Annotated in this window: 14 protein-coding genes and 1 pseudogene; 9 read left to right on the top strand and 6 right to left on the bottom strand. The window is 72.9% G+C overall.

The window, feature by feature from the left end; genetic code table 11:
• Nucleotides 1-110: 110 nt before the first annotated feature.
• The 6 genes from ACFWVE_RS10795 to crcB all read left to right on the top strand — a co-directional run bounded on the left by ACFWVE_RS10795 (nt 111) and on the right by crcB (nt 5,690).
• A complete protein-coding gene (locus ACFWVE_RS10795; RefSeq protein WP_384010603.1) occupies nt 111-2,132 on the top strand; it encodes a beta-galactosidase in 2,022 nt (673 codons plus the stop codon).
• Nucleotides 2,133-2,242: 110 nt separating this feature from the next.
• Nucleotides 2,243-3,826: an arabinogalactan endo-beta-1,4-galactanase gene (locus ACFWVE_RS10790; RefSeq protein ID WP_384010600.1), complete on the top strand. Its 1,584-nt coding sequence runs from the start codon at nt 2,243-2,245 to the stop codon at nt 3,824-3,826.
• Between the two features lie 210 nt (nt 3,827-4,036).
• Nucleotides 4,037-4,294, top strand: a complete 258-nt coding sequence (locus ACFWVE_RS10785; RefSeq protein ID WP_384010598.1) for an ArsR family transcriptional regulator — start codon at nt 4,037-4,039, stop codon at nt 4,292-4,294.
• 201 nt (nt 4,295-4,495) lie between these two features.
• Nucleotides 4,496-4,945, top strand: a complete 450-nt coding sequence (locus tag ACFWVE_RS10780; protein ID WP_384010594.1) for a CrcB family protein — start codon at nt 4,496-4,498, stop codon at nt 4,943-4,945.
• A complete protein-coding gene (locus ACFWVE_RS10775; protein ID WP_384010590.1) occupies nt 4,942-5,319 on the top strand; it encodes a DUF190 domain-containing protein in 378 nt (125 codons plus the stop codon). The genes ACFWVE_RS10780 and ACFWVE_RS10775 overlap by 4 nt, the downstream gene beginning before the upstream one ends.
• Nucleotides 5,316-5,690, top strand: coding sequence for a fluoride efflux transporter CrcB (crcB, locus tag ACFWVE_RS10770; RefSeq protein ID WP_384010587.1), 375 nt, complete (start codon nt 5,316-5,318; stop codon nt 5,688-5,690). The genes ACFWVE_RS10775 and crcB overlap by 4 nt, the downstream gene beginning before the upstream one ends.
• Before the next feature lie 50 nt (nt 5,691-5,740).
• Here the strand turns inward: crcB and ACFWVE_RS10765 are convergent, their stop codons facing one another.
• Nucleotides 5,741-6,784, bottom strand: coding sequence for a fatty acid desaturase family protein (locus ACFWVE_RS10765; RefSeq protein WP_384010778.1), 1,044 nt, complete (start codon nt 6,782-6,784; stop codon nt 5,741-5,743).
• Nucleotides 6,785-6,948: 164 nt separating this feature from the next.
• On the opposite strand from ACFWVE_RS10765, the gene ACFWVE_RS10760 reads away from it, so the two are divergent.
• Both ACFWVE_RS10760 and ACFWVE_RS10755 read left to right on the top strand, forming a co-directional pair.
• Nucleotides 6,949-7,725, top strand: a complete 777-nt coding sequence (locus tag ACFWVE_RS10760; protein ID WP_384010584.1) for a FadR/GntR family transcriptional regulator — start codon at nt 6,949-6,951, stop codon at nt 7,723-7,725.
• Nucleotides 7,722-8,741: an asparaginase gene (locus ACFWVE_RS10755; RefSeq protein ID WP_384010581.1), complete on the top strand. Its 1,020-nt coding sequence runs from the start codon at nt 7,722-7,724 to the stop codon at nt 8,739-8,741. Before ACFWVE_RS10760 ends, ACFWVE_RS10755 begins: the two co-directional genes overlap by 4 nt.
• 88 nt (nt 8,742-8,829) lie before the next feature.
• Here the strand turns inward: ACFWVE_RS10755 and ACFWVE_RS10750 are convergent, their stop codons facing one another.
• The 3 genes and pseudogenes from ACFWVE_RS10750 to ACFWVE_RS10740 form a co-directional block, all read right to left on the bottom strand.
• Nucleotides 8,830-10,050 carry a D-alanyl-D-alanine carboxypeptidase family protein gene (locus ACFWVE_RS10750; RefSeq protein ID WP_384010578.1) on the bottom strand — a complete coding sequence of 407 codons (1,221 nt, stop codon included), beginning with the start codon at nt 10,048-10,050 and terminating at the stop codon, nt 8,830-8,832.
• A 166-nt stretch (nt 10,051-10,216) separates the two neighbouring features.
• A pseudogene (locus ACFWVE_RS10745) lies at nt 10,217-10,414 on the bottom strand (transcription termination factor Rho); the annotation flags it as partial.
• Between the two features lie 459 nt (nt 10,415-10,873).
• Nucleotides 10,874-11,272 (bottom strand): nuclear transport factor 2 family protein, encoded by a 399-nt coding sequence (locus tag ACFWVE_RS10740; protein ID WP_384010575.1) that lies wholly within the window; start codon nt 11,270-11,272, stop codon nt 10,874-10,876.
• 82 nt (nt 11,273-11,354) lie between these two features.
• Between ACFWVE_RS10740 and ACFWVE_RS10735 the strand changes: the two genes are divergently transcribed.
• Nucleotides 11,355-12,098 carry a class I SAM-dependent methyltransferase gene (locus ACFWVE_RS10735; protein ID WP_384010573.1) on the top strand — a complete coding sequence of 248 codons (744 nt, stop codon included), beginning with the start codon at nt 11,355-11,357 and terminating at the stop codon, nt 12,096-12,098.
• Between the two features lie 6 nt (nt 12,099-12,104).
• Here ACFWVE_RS10735 and ACFWVE_RS10730 read toward each other — a convergent pair whose 3' ends face one another.
• Together ACFWVE_RS10730 and ACFWVE_RS10725 are read right to left on the bottom strand one after the other, a co-directional pair.
• On the bottom strand, nt 12,105-12,890 hold the full coding sequence (locus tag ACFWVE_RS10730; protein ID WP_384010570.1) for a GntR family transcriptional regulator: 786 nt from the start codon (nt 12,888-12,890) through the stop codon (nt 12,105-12,107).
• A gap of 251 nt (nt 12,891-13,141) precedes the next feature.
• A complete protein-coding gene (locus tag ACFWVE_RS10725; protein ID WP_384010568.1) occupies nt 13,142-14,110 on the bottom strand; it encodes an acetylxylan esterase in 969 nt (322 codons plus the stop codon).
• Nucleotides 14,111-14,202: the final 92 nt, after the last annotated feature.

Below are 14,202 nucleotides of genomic sequence, written 5' to 3'. Positions count from 1 at the left end.
AAACATCCCGGACACTTGTCAATGGTTGTTGCTGTGCGGTTATGTTGGCTTCGTGCCACCCAAAGTGTGTGTGCACGTTCCCAGCGGTTCGACATATCGGGAGACAATCCATGCCGGAGACCACCCCCACGGGCCTCACCGGGCTCGCCTTCGGTGGGGACTACAACCCCGAGCAGTGGCCGGAAAGCGTCTGGACCGAGGACGTCCGGTTGATGCGTGAGGCCGGCGTCACCATGGTGAGCGTCGGCATCTTCTCCTGGGCCCTGCTGGAACCCGAGCCCGGCGTCCACGACTTCGGCTGGCTCGACCGCGTCCTGGACCTGCTGCACGAGAACGGCATCCGCGTCGACCTCGGCACGCCCACCGTGGTGCCGCCCGTCTGGTTCTACCGCGCCCACCCGGACGCGCTGCCGGTCACCGCGGACGGAGTGCGCTACGAATTCGGCTCCCGCGGCGCCATCTGCCACAGCAACGCCGCCTACCGCGCCGCCGCCGCGGACATCACCACCCGGCTCGCCGAGCGCTACGGAGACCATCCCGCGCTCGCGATGTGGCACGTCCACAACGAGTACGGCGTCCCCGTCTCCGCCTGCTACTGCGACGGCTGCGCCGCCCACTTCCGCCGCTGGCTCGCCCGCACCTACGGCACCGTCGACGCCGTCAACGAGGCCTGGGGCACCGCCTTCTGGGGCCAGCGCTACGCCGACTTCGAGCAGATCAACCCGCCGCGGGCCACCCCGACGGTCGGCAACCCCGGCCAGGCGCTGGACTACCGGAGGTTCGCCGACGCCACCGTGCGGGAGAACTTCACCGCGGAGCGGGACATCCTGCACCGCCTCGCGCCCGGCATCCCGGTCACCACCAACTTCATGACGGCCCTCAGCCAGTGCGACTCCATGGACTACTGGGCCTGGGGCCGCGAGGTCGACCTCGTCACCAACGACCACTACCTGATCACCGACGGCCGCCGCACCCACGTGAACCTGGCGATGTCCGCCGACCTCACCCGCTCCGTCGCGGGCGGCGCCCCCTGGCTGCTGCTCGAACACTCCACCTCGGGCGTCAACTGGCAGCCCCGCAACCCCGCCAAGGCACCCGGCCAGATGGCCCGCAACTCCCTCGCCCACGTGGCCCGCGGCTCCGAGGGCGCCATGTTCTTCCAGTGGCGCCAGTCCCGGCGCGGCGCCGAGAAGTTCCACTCGGCGATGCTCCCGCACGGCGGCACCGGTACCCGCGTGTGGCGCGAGGTCGTCGAACTCGGCGCGCACGTCGACGCGCTGGCACCCCTGCGCGGCACCCGCACCGAGGCCGACGTCGCCGTGCTGTGGGACTGGCACTCCTGGTGGGCGCAGAACCTCGACTGGCACCCCAGCGAGGACCACGACGCCCGCGAACGGGCCGACTCCTTCTACGAGGCGCTCTACGACCGCCATCTCACCGTCGACTTCGCGCACCCGGAGGCCGACCTGTCGGGATACCCCCTGGTCGTCGTCCCCGCCCTGTACCTGATGACCGAGGCGGCCGGGAACAACCTCAAGGAGTACGTCGAGAACGGCGGCACCCTCGTCGTCTCCTACTTCTCCGGCATCGTCGACGAACACGACGCCGTGCACGACGGCGCCTACCCCGGCCCTCTGCGGGACGTCCTCGGCCTGACCGTCGAGGAGTTCTCGCCGCTCCCGGCCGGCGGGCGGGTGCGTCTGACCGGCCCCGACGGCTCCGAGCTCGACGCCGACGTATGGTCCGAGTTCGTGGTGCCGCACGGCGCCGAGACCGTCTGGACCTACGCCGACGGCCTCACGGCCGGCCGCCCCGCCGTCACCCGGCACCGCCTCGGCGAGGGCAGCGCCTGGTACGTCTCCACCCGCCTGGGTGCCGAAGGACTGGACACCCTGCTCGGCCGGGCCGTCGAGGAGACCGGGATCACCCCGCGCGCCGGCCTGCCCCGCGACGTCGAAGTGGTGCGCCGCACCGGGGAGTCCGGCACCTTCCTGTTCGTGATCAACCACACCGCCGGCGACACCAAGGTGCCGCTGGACACCCCCGGCACCGAGCTGCTGACGGGTGAACGCGCCGCGGGCCGCCTGGCGGTCCCGGCCGGAGCCGTCCGGGTCGTGCGACTCGACGGCTGAGCCGCGACTCCCCTCCGCCCGTGCGAGCAGCACACGCCGCGGGCGGAGGGAGGCCCCCGCCGCGGGCGGGGGCAGTTCCTCTCCCCACGTCGAAGGGACGACGAACACCCATGTTCCATCCCAGACGCACGCGCACACACACCCGTACGGCCGTCCTCAGGGCCCTGCTGCTGCCGCTCGCCGCGGGGCTCTCCCTCACCGCACTGCCCGCCCAGACCGCGACCGCGGCCGGCACCCTCACCAACGGCGGCTTCGAAGCCGACGGTTCGGGTGCCGCCACCCCGGGCGGCTGGTCGGAGTACGGCTCCACCGCCGCCTCGTACTCCGAGTCCGGTGGACGCAGCGGCAGCCACCGCCTCTCCCACTGGTCGTCCTCGGCCTACCAGGTGGAGACGTACCAGTACCTGTCCGGTCTGACCAACGGCGACTACAAGCTGACCGCCTGGGTCCGCTCCGGCGGCGGCCAGAACGCCGCCTACCTCGCCCTCAAGAACTGCGGCGGCGCCGAACAACGCACCGACCTGCCGGTGTCCGCGAGCGACTGGATACGGATCGTCGTGCCCGTCAGGGTGACGAACAACCAGTGCACGATCAGCGTCCACAGCGATGCCGACGCGGGCAACTGGATCAACGTCGACGATCTGACCTTCGCCCCGGGCACCTCCGGACTTGCGGTCAAGGGCGCCGACATCTCGTCCCTGCCCAAGAGCGAGGCCAAGGGCGGCGTCTACCGGACCGCCTCCGGCAGCGCCGGTGACGGCGTCGCCATCCTGCGCTCGGCCGGAATGAACTACGCCCGCCTGAAGGTCTGGGTGAACCCGGCCGACGGCTACAACAACAAGGCACGCGTCCTCGCCATGGCGAAGCGGGTCAAGGCCCAGGGCATGAAGCTGCTGGTCGACTTCCACTACTCGGACACCTGGGCCGACCCCGGCAAGCAGACCAAGCCGGCCGCCTGGGCAGGACACTCCTACAGTCAGTTGAAGACGGACGTGTACCAGCACACGTACGACGTCCTGAGCGCCCTCAAGGCGCAGGGCACCACCGCCGACATGGTCCAGGTCGGCAACGAGATCAACGGCGGCATGCTCTGGAACGAGGGCTCCACAGGCAACTGGACGCAGCTCGCCGGCCTGCTCAACTCCGGCTACGACGCCGTCAAGGCGGTCGCCCCGTCCACCACCGTCGCGCTGCACCTGGCCGAGGGCGGCGACCTCGACGGCACCCGCTGGTGGTTCGACAACGCGGTGTCCCAGGGCGTGAAATTCGACGCCATCGGGCTGTCGTACTACGGCTACTGGCACGGCACGCTGCACGACGTCCAGACCACCCTGGACGACGCCGCCACCCGCTACGGCAAGCCGGTCTTCCTCGCCGAGACGGCCTATCCGTTCCGCCTCGACAGCGAGGACGGGCTGGAGAACATCATCGACCTCACCGGGGAACTCGTCCCCGGCTACCCGGCGACCACGGCGGGCCAGACCCGGTGGATGAACGACGTGGCGAGCATCGTGGAGGCCGTCCCGAACGGGCGGGGCCTCGGGATCTTCTACTGGGAGGCCACCTGGACCGCCCGCACCGGCAACGGCTGGGACCCGGCCGACCCGGCCTCCGGCAACGGCTGGGAGAACCAGGCGCTGTTCGGCTACGACGACCGGGCACTGCCCGCGATGTCGTGGTTCGGTCACCGGTGAGTCCGTGAGTTCCTGACTCACGGCGGGGCCCGGCCGCACCCACGGTACGTGTGCGGCCGGGCCCCGTGCCTCCGGACGAGACGCTGTCCGACCACTTCGTGGTCGGGGTGGGCCGGCTCCCGGACAAGGTGCCGGAGCGCATGACACGAGGGCTCCGGTCGCGGGACGGTGTCAGTGCCCGGAGCGGACGCCGGGGCGGAGGCGGACGACATGATCAGGACTCCCGACGACGGGACACGGCTGCACATCCTGGCCTGGCTGAGGGAACCCGGCCGCGCCGGGCACGGCGCCACCGCGGAGGCCGTCGCCGGCCGGTTCGGCATGCCCCACCCGGTCGCCCTCACCCACCTCCGGCTGCTCACGGCCGTCGGCCTGCTGCGCACCGGAGGCGCCGCCGGGCGTCCGTACTACCGGTGCGACGAGGCGCGGATCGCCGAGGTCGCGCGGATGTTCGAAAAGGGCTGGTAGCGCATACGGCCGACGGCATACACGTCCGCGGGCTCCCGTGGCCGCGGGCGTTAAACTGGCACTCGGCCGCGAGCACGTCTTACGGCGCGCGGCGGTGGGGCCCGCCGTACCCGAACCGCGGCACCGCCGCCAACGGTCCCTACTTGTTGCAGACGCGCGCCCGCACGTCCGGGCCGCTCGACGAGTAGGAGACGTACGCCCGTGCCACCCCCGCCCCCTTCCACCCGGACCCACCGCGCACGCCCCGTCCTGCGCGCGCACGCTCCCGTCGTCGCCGTGGTGGCAGCCGGCGGGGGAGCGGGCGCCGCCGCCCGCCATGCCGCCTCCCTGTGGTGGCCGACACCGGCGGACGGCTTCCCCTGGACGACCCTGTGGGTCAACATCACCGGCTGCGCCGTGATCGGCGTCTTCATGGCGGTCCTCACCGGGGCCCGGGCCGCCCACCCCCTCGTCCGGCCGTTCTTCGGCACCGGTGTCCTCGGAGGTTTCACCACCTTCTCGTCCTATGCCGTCGAGGGCCGGAACCTGCTCGACGGCGGCAGCGGGGGTCCCGCCCTCGTCTACCTCGCCGTCACCCCGCTCGCGGCGCTGGCCGCCGTGTGGGCGGCCGCGTCCGCGACCCGCCGCGTTCTGAAGAGGAGGCAGTCATGACACGGCTGACCGGCAGCGCTCTGCGCCTGACCGTGCTCATCGGCGAGAACGACACCTGGCATCACCGGCCCCTCTACTCGGAGATCGTCCACCGTGCCCATGCGGCAGGACTGGCGGGCGCCAGTGTCTTTCGCGGCATCGAGGGGTTCGGCGCCTCCTCGCTCGTCCACACCTCCCGGCTGCTGTCCCTGAGCGAGGACCTGCCGGTGGCGGTCGTGGTCGTCGACACCGAGGAGCGTGTACGCGCCTTCCTGCCGGAGCTGGACGCGCTCGTCACCGAAGGCCTGGTGACCCTCGAGGCCTGCGAGGTCGTCCGGTACCTGGACGGCGGCCGTCGTGCCCACGCGCCCGGGACGGGGGGTGAGGGCCCGTGACCTGGCTGCTGGTCGTCCTCGGCGCCATGGCCGGGGCGCCCCTGCGCTACCTCACCGACCGCGCGGTGCAGTCGCGGCACGACTCGGTCTTCCCCTGGGGGACCTTCACGGTGAACGTCGCCGGCTGCCTGACACTCGGCCTGCTCACCGGCGCGGTGGCCGCGGGCGCCGCGGGCCCGCGGCTCCAGCTGCTGCTCGGAACCGGTCTGTGCGGCGCCCTGACCACGTACTCCACCTTCTCCTACGAGACGCTGCGCCTCACCGAGGCGGGCGCCACCCGTTATGCCGCCGTGAACGTCGTGGCGAGCGTCGCGGCCGGCCTGGGCGCGGCGTTCGCGGGCGCGGCCCTGGCCGGCGCGCTGTGGGCGTAGTGGGCCGCCCGTCCTTGCCGCCCTCCCGCCGGAAGGCGGGCCGCCGTCCGTCAGCGGGCCTCGCGCAGTGGCTCCCCCGCGCTCCTGAGATGGCGCAGCGCCGTGGCATACGAGGCGAACAGCCCCGTCCGGCAGTACGGGATGCCCAGCTCGGCGCAGTACCGCTCGGTGATGACCTGGGCCCGGCGAAGAGCCGGAGTGGGCATGCTGGGGAAGAGGTGATGCTCGATCTGGTGGTTCAGCCCGCCCATGAAGACGTCGACGAACACACCGCCCGTGACGTTGCGGGAGGTGAGGACCTGGCGGCGCAGGAAGTCCAGCCGCTCCCCCTCCTCGACCATCGGCATGCCCTTGTGGTTGGGGGCGAACACGGAGCCGAGGCAGATCCCGAACAGACCCTGGTGGACGGCGACGAAGGCAAGCGCCTTGCCGGGGGAGAGCACCGCGAACAGGCCGCCGAAGTACACGGCGAAGTGGACGACGAGCAGGGTCCCCTCCAGCCGCGGCCGCTTCACCGCCGGGCCGCGCAGGGCCTTGAAACTGCTGAAACTCAGGTTGAGGCCCTCCAGCGTCAGCAGGGGGAAGAACAGGGCGGCCTGGTGCCTGCCGATGAACCGCGCGGGGCCCTGAGCCCGGCTCGCCTGGCGTCGCGACCAGACCAGCAGGTCGGGGGCGACATCCGGATCCTTGCGCCCGTGGTTGGGATTCGCGTGGTGGCGGGTGTGCTTGTCCATCCACCAGCCGTAGCTCATGCCGAGGAGCACGTCGGCCACCAGCAGACCACCGGCCTCACTGGGGCGCCGGCGCGAGAACACCTGTCGGTGCGCCAGATCGTGGGCGGCCAGTGCGAGCTGCCCGAAGACCACGGCCAGGGCCGCCGCGACGAACAACTGGCTCCAGCTGTCGCCCAGGACGAGGAAGGCGGCGACACCTCCCGCGAGGGCGAGGCCCACGGTCCCCAGGCGCAGGGTGTAGTAGAGGGGGCGGCGCCCGAGCAGCCCTTCGGCGGCCATGCGCCGTGACAGTTCGGCGAAGTCGCTCCCCTTCCCGCGGGCACGCGGGGACGGGGAGGCGGGCGGGTTCTCCGTGAGCATCGTCGGATCGAGCACTGTTGGATCGGCCATGTACGTGAGTATGGGAACGCGAGCCCCGCCGCAGAATGGTGACGACCCCCGGGACGAGGGTGTGGGCAGCCCCCGCGCGGGCACCGTCCTGTCCGGCTTGACACCTCTCGCGTCCGACCCGCACCATCACCTCCGTGAACCTGTCGGACAGCCGGACAGGTGGGCTCGGGCCGCGGCGCGTCAGCGCGATGGAGGCGGTCCTCTCCCACCTGCGCGACGCCATCGAGCGCGGCGAGTACGCCGTCGGGGACAAGCTCCCCTCCGAGGCGGAGCTGTGCCGCACCCTCGAGGTCTCCCGGGCCGTGCTGCGCGAGGCGCTGCGGGCGCTGCAGACCATGGGCCTGACCGCGTCCAGGACCGGCAAGGGCACCTTCGTCGTCGCCGACGCCGTCGGGGACCCCACCTTCGGCGACTACGCGGCCGGCGACCTGCTGGAGGTGCGCCGCCACGTCGAGATCCCGGCCGCCCGCTACGCGGCCCGGCGGCGTACCCCCGAGAACCTCGGCCTCCTGCACCACCTGCTGGAACGAATGGACCGGGAGACCGACACCACCGTCTGGGCGGCCATGGACACCCACTTCCACCTCGCCGTCGCCGAGGCCGCCCAGAATCCCGTGTTCCGCAAGGTCATCGAGGAGATCCGGGACGCGCTGGCCCGCCAGTCCGCCTTCCTCAACCAGCTCGGGGACCGGCGCGAACAGTCCAACCGCGAGCACCGCACGATCGTCCAGGCGTTGGCCGACGGCTCCGAGGAGGACGCCGCCGACGCGATGTCCCACCATCTCGACCGGGTCGGGACGGCCCTGACGGCCCTCGTGCGCCCGGTCCGCGCGGCGGACGGCGAGGTCCCGCACACGCATACCCCGATGGACCCCCACCGGCCCGCCCCCACGGAGAACCGATCCCGATGAACAGCACGTCCCCCGCGGCCGCACCCCCGGTCCGCGAGCCCTTCCACGCCCCCGTCGCCCGGCTCGTCCGCGGCGGGGTCGTGGAAGGTGTCCACTACGGCTCCGTCGTCGTCCTCGGCGCCGACGGGAAGGTCCGGCTCGGGCTCGGTGACATCGAGGCCGCCTGCTACCCGCGCTCCGCGCTCAAGCCCGTCCAGGCCGTCGCCATGGTGCGGGCGGGGCTCCCGCTCGACGGCGAGCTGCTCTCCCTCGCCGCCGCCAGCCACTCCGGCGAGGAACGCCACCTCGCCGGAGTCCGGCGCGTCCTCGCGGGCGCCGGACTCGCCGAGGAGCACCTGCGCAACATCCCGGACCTGCCGTTCGGCAGCGCCGTACGCGAGACCTGGGTGCGCGAGGGCCGCCCGCCCTCCCGGCTCGCCCAGAACTGCTCCGGCAAGCACGCCGCCATGCTCCTCACCGCCCGCCTCAACGGCTGGTCCCTCGGCGACTACCTCGACCCCGCCCACCCCCTCCAGCGGGCGGTCGCCGGGACGGTCGAGGAGCTCACCGGGCAGCGCGTCGCCCGGGTGACCGTCGACGGCTGCGGCGCACCCCTGTTCGCCGTCTCCCTGCACGGCCTCGCCCGCGCCGCCGCCCGGATCACCACCGCCCCGCCCGGCACCCCCGAGGCCCGGGTCGCCGACGCGATGCGTGAGCACCCCGCGATGGCCTCGGGCTCCGGCCGGGACGTCGCCGCCCTGATGGGGGCCGTACCCGGGCTGCTCGCCAAGGACGGCTTCGAGGGCGTACAGGTCGCCGCCCTGCCCGACGGCAGTGCCGTCGCCGTGAAGATCTCCGACGGAGCCGACCGGGCACGCGTCCCGGTGACCGCGGCCGCCCTCGTCCACGCCGGGGTCGACCCGGCCGCGCTCACCGCGTTCACCGGCGAACCGCTGCTCGGCGGCGGCCTGCCGGTCGGCGGCCTTCGCCCCGTACCGGCGTTGGAACCGCTGCCCGGGACCGCCGCACGACGCTGACGGCCTCTCGGAGCGCCGAGCGGTGTGATGGGGCGTGGGGTGAGGTGCGCGGAGCGCTGGTGCGGTGGGCGACACGCGTCGCGGCCGGTCAGTCCGGTACCACCGGACCCCACCTGAGCCGCAGGAACAGGCCCGTGCCCACCGCGCCCAGCAGTGCCGCGCCCGCCACGGCCCACACCACCGTCCGCTCGGGCCCGTCGTCCCGTGCCGCCGGAACCGCGGTGAGGGCCGGGGCGGGCGCGGGCTGTGCCTCGGGCCCCGGCAGCGACGTGACCCGCAGGGCGTCCAGCGATCCCACCGCATCGACTCGGCCCGACGCCTCGAACCCCCAGTCCAGCAGCGTGCGGGCCTCCTCGTACACGGCGTGCGCACCGCCCCACCGGGGGTTCAGCACCGTCACCACGAGGGTGCGTCCGTCCCGGCGGGCCGCCGCCACGAGGGTGTGGCCGGCGCCGCTGGTGTAGCCGTTCTTGATCCCGACGATCCCCGGGTACCGTTCCACCCCGTCCGAGCCGGTGAGCAGCCGGTTGGTGTTGCGGATTGCGTACGACCCGTCGTCGCGGCCCGGGAAGACGGTCTCCTCGAGGGAGCAGTACCGGACGAAGTCGGGGTTTTGCAGTCCGGCCCGGCCGAACACCGCCAGGTCGAACGCCGACGACACCTGGCCCGGGGCGTCGTAGCCGTCGGGCGACTTCACCCGCGTGTCGTGGGCGCCGAGGGCGTGGGCCTTGTCCTGCATCCGCTCGGCGGTGACCTTCCAGCCGCCGTTGAGCGAGGCCAGCACGCGCACGGCGTCGTTGCCGGAGCCGAGGAAGACCCCGTTCCACAGGTCGGAGATCCGGTAGGTGAGGTCCTCGGCGACCCCGACACGGCTGCTGCCGGGGCCGATGCCCGCCAGTTCCTCCTCGCTGACGGTGTGCCGGATGCCGGCGGGCAGGACGGGCAGCAGGGTGAGCGCGAACAGGGTCTTGAGGGTGCTGGCGGGCGGCAGCCTGCGGTGCGCGTCGTGCGCGGCGAGCACCTCACCGGAGCCGGCGTCGGCCACCAGCCACGACCGGGCGGACGGCTCCGGGACCTCGGGCGCCCCGGCGCGCGGGCGGACCTGGGTGCCGGAGCGGTACAGCAGCGCATTCGGCGCCGCCGCGGGTGCGGCTCGCGGTCCCGTGGCCGTCCGTGCCCCGGAGCCGGGTGACGGCGCGGGGTCCGCCCGCGTACCGGCGCTCGCCGCGGCGGGGGCGAACGCCAGCAGGCCCGCTGTGCAGAGGGCACAGGTGGATACGGCCGCCCGCGAAGCAAATCCGATAGTCATACTGCAAACGTAGGAAGGGGACCCCGGACGGCCGCGGTGACCGGGCCGGAGGCCCTCCGCAAGCACTCGGATGCCGCACGGCGGTACGACGGCGACGGCTGTCCGCGGCCGGGAGGCGCAGCGGCGGGAACGGGCGGGTGCCGGGCACGGTCGGCTGCCCGGGGCGTCAGCTGCCGGGCAGGGTGGGCTGGACGCGCCGGAGGAAGGTCGCGTTGTCGGGGGCCTCGCGCATCCGCTCCAGCAGCGTCTCCAGGCCGGACTGCCCGTCCCGGGACCGCAGCACCCTGCGCAGACCGCGGGCAGCCGTCAACTCCGCCGGAGTGAGCAGCAGTTCCTCGTGGCGAGTGCCGGACGGGACGATGTCGAGGACGCCGCTGACGGGCCGGGGCTGCTGCTGGATGCCGGGGCGGTCGAGTGTGGTGGTGGTCATGGGGCCGGTCCTTTCGGGCACGACTGGAGGGAAGGAACACACGCTGGGAAGGGGAGAACCGCACAGGGGGACGCATTCAGCGCCCGGGGCGGTGGGAACAGCACCTCGGCCATGGCGGTGAAGCCCCGCTCACGAGGTGGTGTGGGAATGCCGGACGGCCGGCCCGAAACCACGGGCGGAACGGCGCACCGATGAGAATCCGAGGAAGAACGGGCACCGGCGCCTGAAGGAGGGCGCGAAACGGATGCTGTTCGCACCGTACCACCGGGGTGTGCATGCGTGAAGGAGGCAGCCGCAGGAGGGCCCGCCGGAAGCGACCGGCGGGCCCTCGGGACGGGCTGGGGGAGCGGTTCGGAGCGAGGGCCTCGGGCGGAGCGGTCCGGACGCAGCTGTTCAGGCCGAGCGGTCCTGTGCGGCCCGTGCGGTCTGGTCGAACTCCGCGGCCATGGAAGCCCGGAGCGCCTGCGCGCCCGACAAGGGACGCACCATCACGGTGAGTCGGTCGATGCGACCGTGGTCGTCGACGTGGATGATGCCGCAGCCCTCGACCGCGCGGTCACCCACCCGAGCGGTGAACACGAGCACGTGGTCACGGCCGTTCGCGTCGTCGACCTCCCGCACACAACGGAAGTCCTCGAAGACCTCCGCCACAGCGCGCAGGATCGCCGCGGTGACCGGCCTGCCGGTGTACGGCTTGAAGACGACCGGGCTGGAGAAGACGACATCCTCGGCCGGCAGCGCTTCGGCGGCGTCCATGTCGTGCGCCTCCACGGCCTCACGGAATGCCCGCATCACAACTCCTCACAGTCGGCGGATCGCACCGTGCGGACGAGGTCAGCCTCCCGGGACGATCCCGCGGGGCTAGGCTGATCCGATGTTCAGCCCAGAAGGCCCCCGCCTGCGTGAACTCGCCGTCCAGGCGCTGTCGTCCGTGGAACGCGGATACGACCTCCTCGCGCCGAAATTCGACCACACCCCCTTCCGTACGCCCGACTCGGTGCTCGAGGCCACCGCCGCGGCACTGCGGAGGCTGGGGCCGTTCGGCTCCGGGCTCGATCTGTGCTGCGGCACCGGCGCGGGAACGGACGTGCTGGCGCGGGTGTGCCACCGAAGTGTCACCGGCGTCGACTTCAGCGCGGGCATGCTCGGCGTCGCGCGCGAGCGGACCCGGCCCGAAGGGCCGACGGCAGGCTGGGTGCGGGCGGACGCGCGGGCGCTGCCGTTCGGGCCGGCCTTCGACCTGGTGGTGAGTTTCGGGGCGCTCGGCCACTTCCTGCCGGTTGAGCTGCCGGGGCTGTTCGCCCAGGTCCACCGTGTACTGCGGCCCGGCGGACGGTTCGCCTTCCCGGTGGCCGCCCCGCCCCGGCCGGGCTCCCTCGCGTACGGGGCGCTGCTGGGCTTCGACGTGGCGATGCGGGTGCGTAACGCGGTGTGGCGCCCGCCGTTCGTCATGTACTACCGCGCCCTTGGCTTCGGTGATCTCCAGCGCGAGCTGGACCGGGCCGGATTCCGGGTCGCGCTCCACCCGCTGCCCGGGTTCGGGCAGCGGCCGGACGGCAGCCCGCGCGTCCGCCTGGTCGTCGCGGAGCGGCCCGAGGAGCAGCGGGCCGGCCGTTAGGGCCGGTCAGACCGCCGCGGGCAGGGTGAACTCGTAGACCAGCGCATCCTGTTGGGTGTCCACGATCAGCTCCGTGATCTCCAGCGGCCGGGCGTACTGGTCGTGCACCCGCCGGGTGACCCGTACGGACGGCGTGCCCGCGATCCTGGTGATCGTGTCGCGGTGGTGCAGTGTCAGCCCCGCCCTGCGCAGCCAGTCGTAGGCGCGCCGCAACTCCGCGGCGCCGTCGGCGCGGTCGCGACAGCGGGCCAGCTCCTCGACCTCCGAGAGCGCGACGGCGGAGAACGAGCTCACCGCCGTCCGCAGTTCGCGTCCGTCGGCCGACGCGGACCAGTAGCGGTGCACCAGTGTCGGCCGGGAGGGTGCCAGAGCCAGCGCCTCGGCGTGCCCGGGCGGCGGAGACTCCCAGGACACGATGGCCCGTGCCCCCGCGTCCCGGCCGGCGTACCGTGCGCCGACCGGGAAGGTGAGCGAGGCGGGCGTCTCCACCGGCGGCCCCTGCAGGGTGGCATGGCTGCCCCGCCGGTCGGTGGCGACCAGACCGTCGCGGCGCAGCACCTCCAGCGCCTGTCGTACGGTCTCCCGGCTCACCCCGAAGTGCTCGGCCAACTGCCGTTCGCCCGGGAGCCGTTCGCCGGGCGGAATGACTCCGTCGCGCAGCTCGCCGAGCAGTTCCGTCGCGATCCGCCGGTAGAGCGGCTCCTCGCCGAAGTGCGGAGGGCCGTGCGAAACGGTGTGCGGTGGGGTGGGTGGCGAGGCTTGCGGAGGGTCGTGCGGGGTGGTGCGGGCCATACCGCGCCTCCTGTTGGTGACGTCCCGTAGTGGTGTGGGTTCGTTGCGCCACCACATCTACCATTGGTCTAAACCACCAGGGAAGAGCGGTCCGGAAGTTCGGCCGAAACGGGACCGGGGCGATGCCCGCCGCACGGTGCCGTGCGGGGGCGTGCGTGCGGTGCCGCGGCGGCCGGGTCCTCTTCTCCGGGAGCGGATGAATCGCGGGAGCCGCCGCAGCCGTCCTGTCCGAAAGCCAGGGGTTCGGTCCCTCAGAGGTGCGAGCGCATCCACCGGAGCTGGGCTGCCTCCTGGAAGGGGCCGCCGCCCTCGTGGTCGTTGAAGTCGTACACCTCGATCGACTTGTCGTCGTGCGTCCATGCGTTGAACGCCGCGAAGACCGTCGAGGGCGGGCAGGTCTGGTCCTCGAGTCCCGTCGAGAAGAGCGCGGGTGCCGAGCCGCGGGCGGCGAAGTGCACGCCGTCGAAGTAGGACAGAGTGCGCAGGGCGTCGTCGGTGCGGCCCCGGTGCGTCCTCAGGTAGAGGCCTATCTCCCGGTACGGATGCCGGTCGGTGAGCGTCGTCGCCCGCGGGAAGTCGCACAGGAACGGCACGTCCGGGGCCACCGCCGCCAGGTCCGGGACCAGGCCGCCCACCGCGAGGGTGATGCCGCCGCCCTGACTCGAGCCGAGAACCGCGGTGCGCGCCGCATCGGTCAGGGGGTGGGAACGGGCCGCCTCCACCGCGCGTACCGCGTCCGTGAACACCCGGCGGTAGTAGTAGTTCTCGGGCGCGTCGATGCCGCGCGTCATGAACCCGGGATACGCGGGCGCGCCGCCCTCCGGGTCCGCCGTGCCGCCACCGCCGCCCCAGGCGCTGCCCTGGCCGCGGGTGTCCATCACGAAGTGCGCCCGGCCCGTCGAGGCCCACAGCAGATGCTCGTGGGGCAGCCCGCGGCCACCGCCGTAGCCGATGAACTGCACGACCAGCGGCAGCGGCGCCCCGGCCCCGGCCGGCAGCGTCAGCCAGCCCTTGACCGGGTGGCCCCCGAACCCGGCGAACGTCACGTCGAAGACCCGCACCGTGGACAGGCCGGTGTCGACCGGCTCGAAGCGGGCGTCCAGATCGTGCTCCCGCGCCTCCGTGAGCGTCCTGGTCCAGAACGCGTCGAAGTCGCCCGGTGCCGTGGACGCGCTCCGGTACGCGCGCAGTTCGTCGAGGGGAAGGTCGAACAGGGGCATGTGAAGGACCGCCTTTGTGCCGGGACCGTACGAAGCGATCACACCGTACGTGGGCCGTCGTGGCGCCCGCCAGACCCTTCGCCGGACTCGGT

It is taken from the genome of Streptomyces sp. NPDC058632, from assembly GCF_042717095.1.
In the GTDB taxonomy this organism is placed as follows: domain Bacteria; phylum Actinomycetota; class Actinomycetes; order Streptomycetales; family Streptomycetaceae; genus Streptomyces.
Note: the sequence above shows the minus strand (reverse complement) of the source record. Positions and strands in the feature narration are given on the sequence as shown.

What these genes read in the sequence shown, in the direction of transcription:
- ACFWVE_RS10795 (WP_384010603.1), top strand. Translation starts at nt 111, where the DNA reads ATGCCGGAGACCACCCCCACGGGCCTCACCGGGCTCGCCTTCGGTGGG.
- ACFWVE_RS10790 (WP_384010600.1), top strand. Translation starts at nt 2,243, where the DNA reads ATGTTCCATCCCAGACGCACGCGCACACACACCCGTACGGCCGTCCTC.
- ACFWVE_RS10785 (WP_384010598.1), top strand. Translation starts at nt 4,037, where the DNA reads ATGATCAGGACTCCCGACGACGGGACACGGCTGCACATCCTGGCCTGG.
- ACFWVE_RS10775 (WP_384010590.1), top strand. Translation starts at nt 4,942, where the DNA reads ATGACACGGCTGACCGGCAGCGCTCTGCGCCTGACCGTGCTCATCGGC.
- ACFWVE_RS10765 (WP_384010778.1), bottom strand. Translation starts at nt 6,784, where the DNA reads ATGCTCACGGAGAACCCGCCCGCCTCCCCGTCCCCGCGTGCCCGCGGG.
- ACFWVE_RS10755 (WP_384010581.1), top strand. Translation starts at nt 7,722, where the DNA reads ATGAACAGCACGTCCCCCGCGGCCGCACCCCCGGTCCGCGAGCCCTTC.
- ACFWVE_RS10750 (WP_384010578.1), bottom strand. Translation starts at nt 10,050, where the DNA reads ATGACTATCGGATTTGCTTCGCGGGCGGCCGTATCCACCTGTGCCCTC.
- ACFWVE_RS10740 (WP_384010575.1), bottom strand. Translation starts at nt 11,272, where the DNA reads ATGCGGGCATTCCGTGAGGCCGTGGAGGCGCACGACATGGACGCCGCC.
- ACFWVE_RS10735 (WP_384010573.1), top strand. Translation starts at nt 11,355, where the DNA reads ATGTTCAGCCCAGAAGGCCCCCGCCTGCGTGAACTCGCCGTCCAGGCG.
- ACFWVE_RS10730 (WP_384010570.1), bottom strand. Translation starts at nt 12,890, where the DNA reads ATGGCCCGCACCACCCCGCACGACCCTCCGCAAGCCTCGCCACCCACC.
- ACFWVE_RS10725 (WP_384010568.1), bottom strand. Translation starts at nt 14,110, where the DNA reads ATGCCCCTGTTCGACCTTCCCCTCGACGAACTGCGCGCGTACCGGAGC.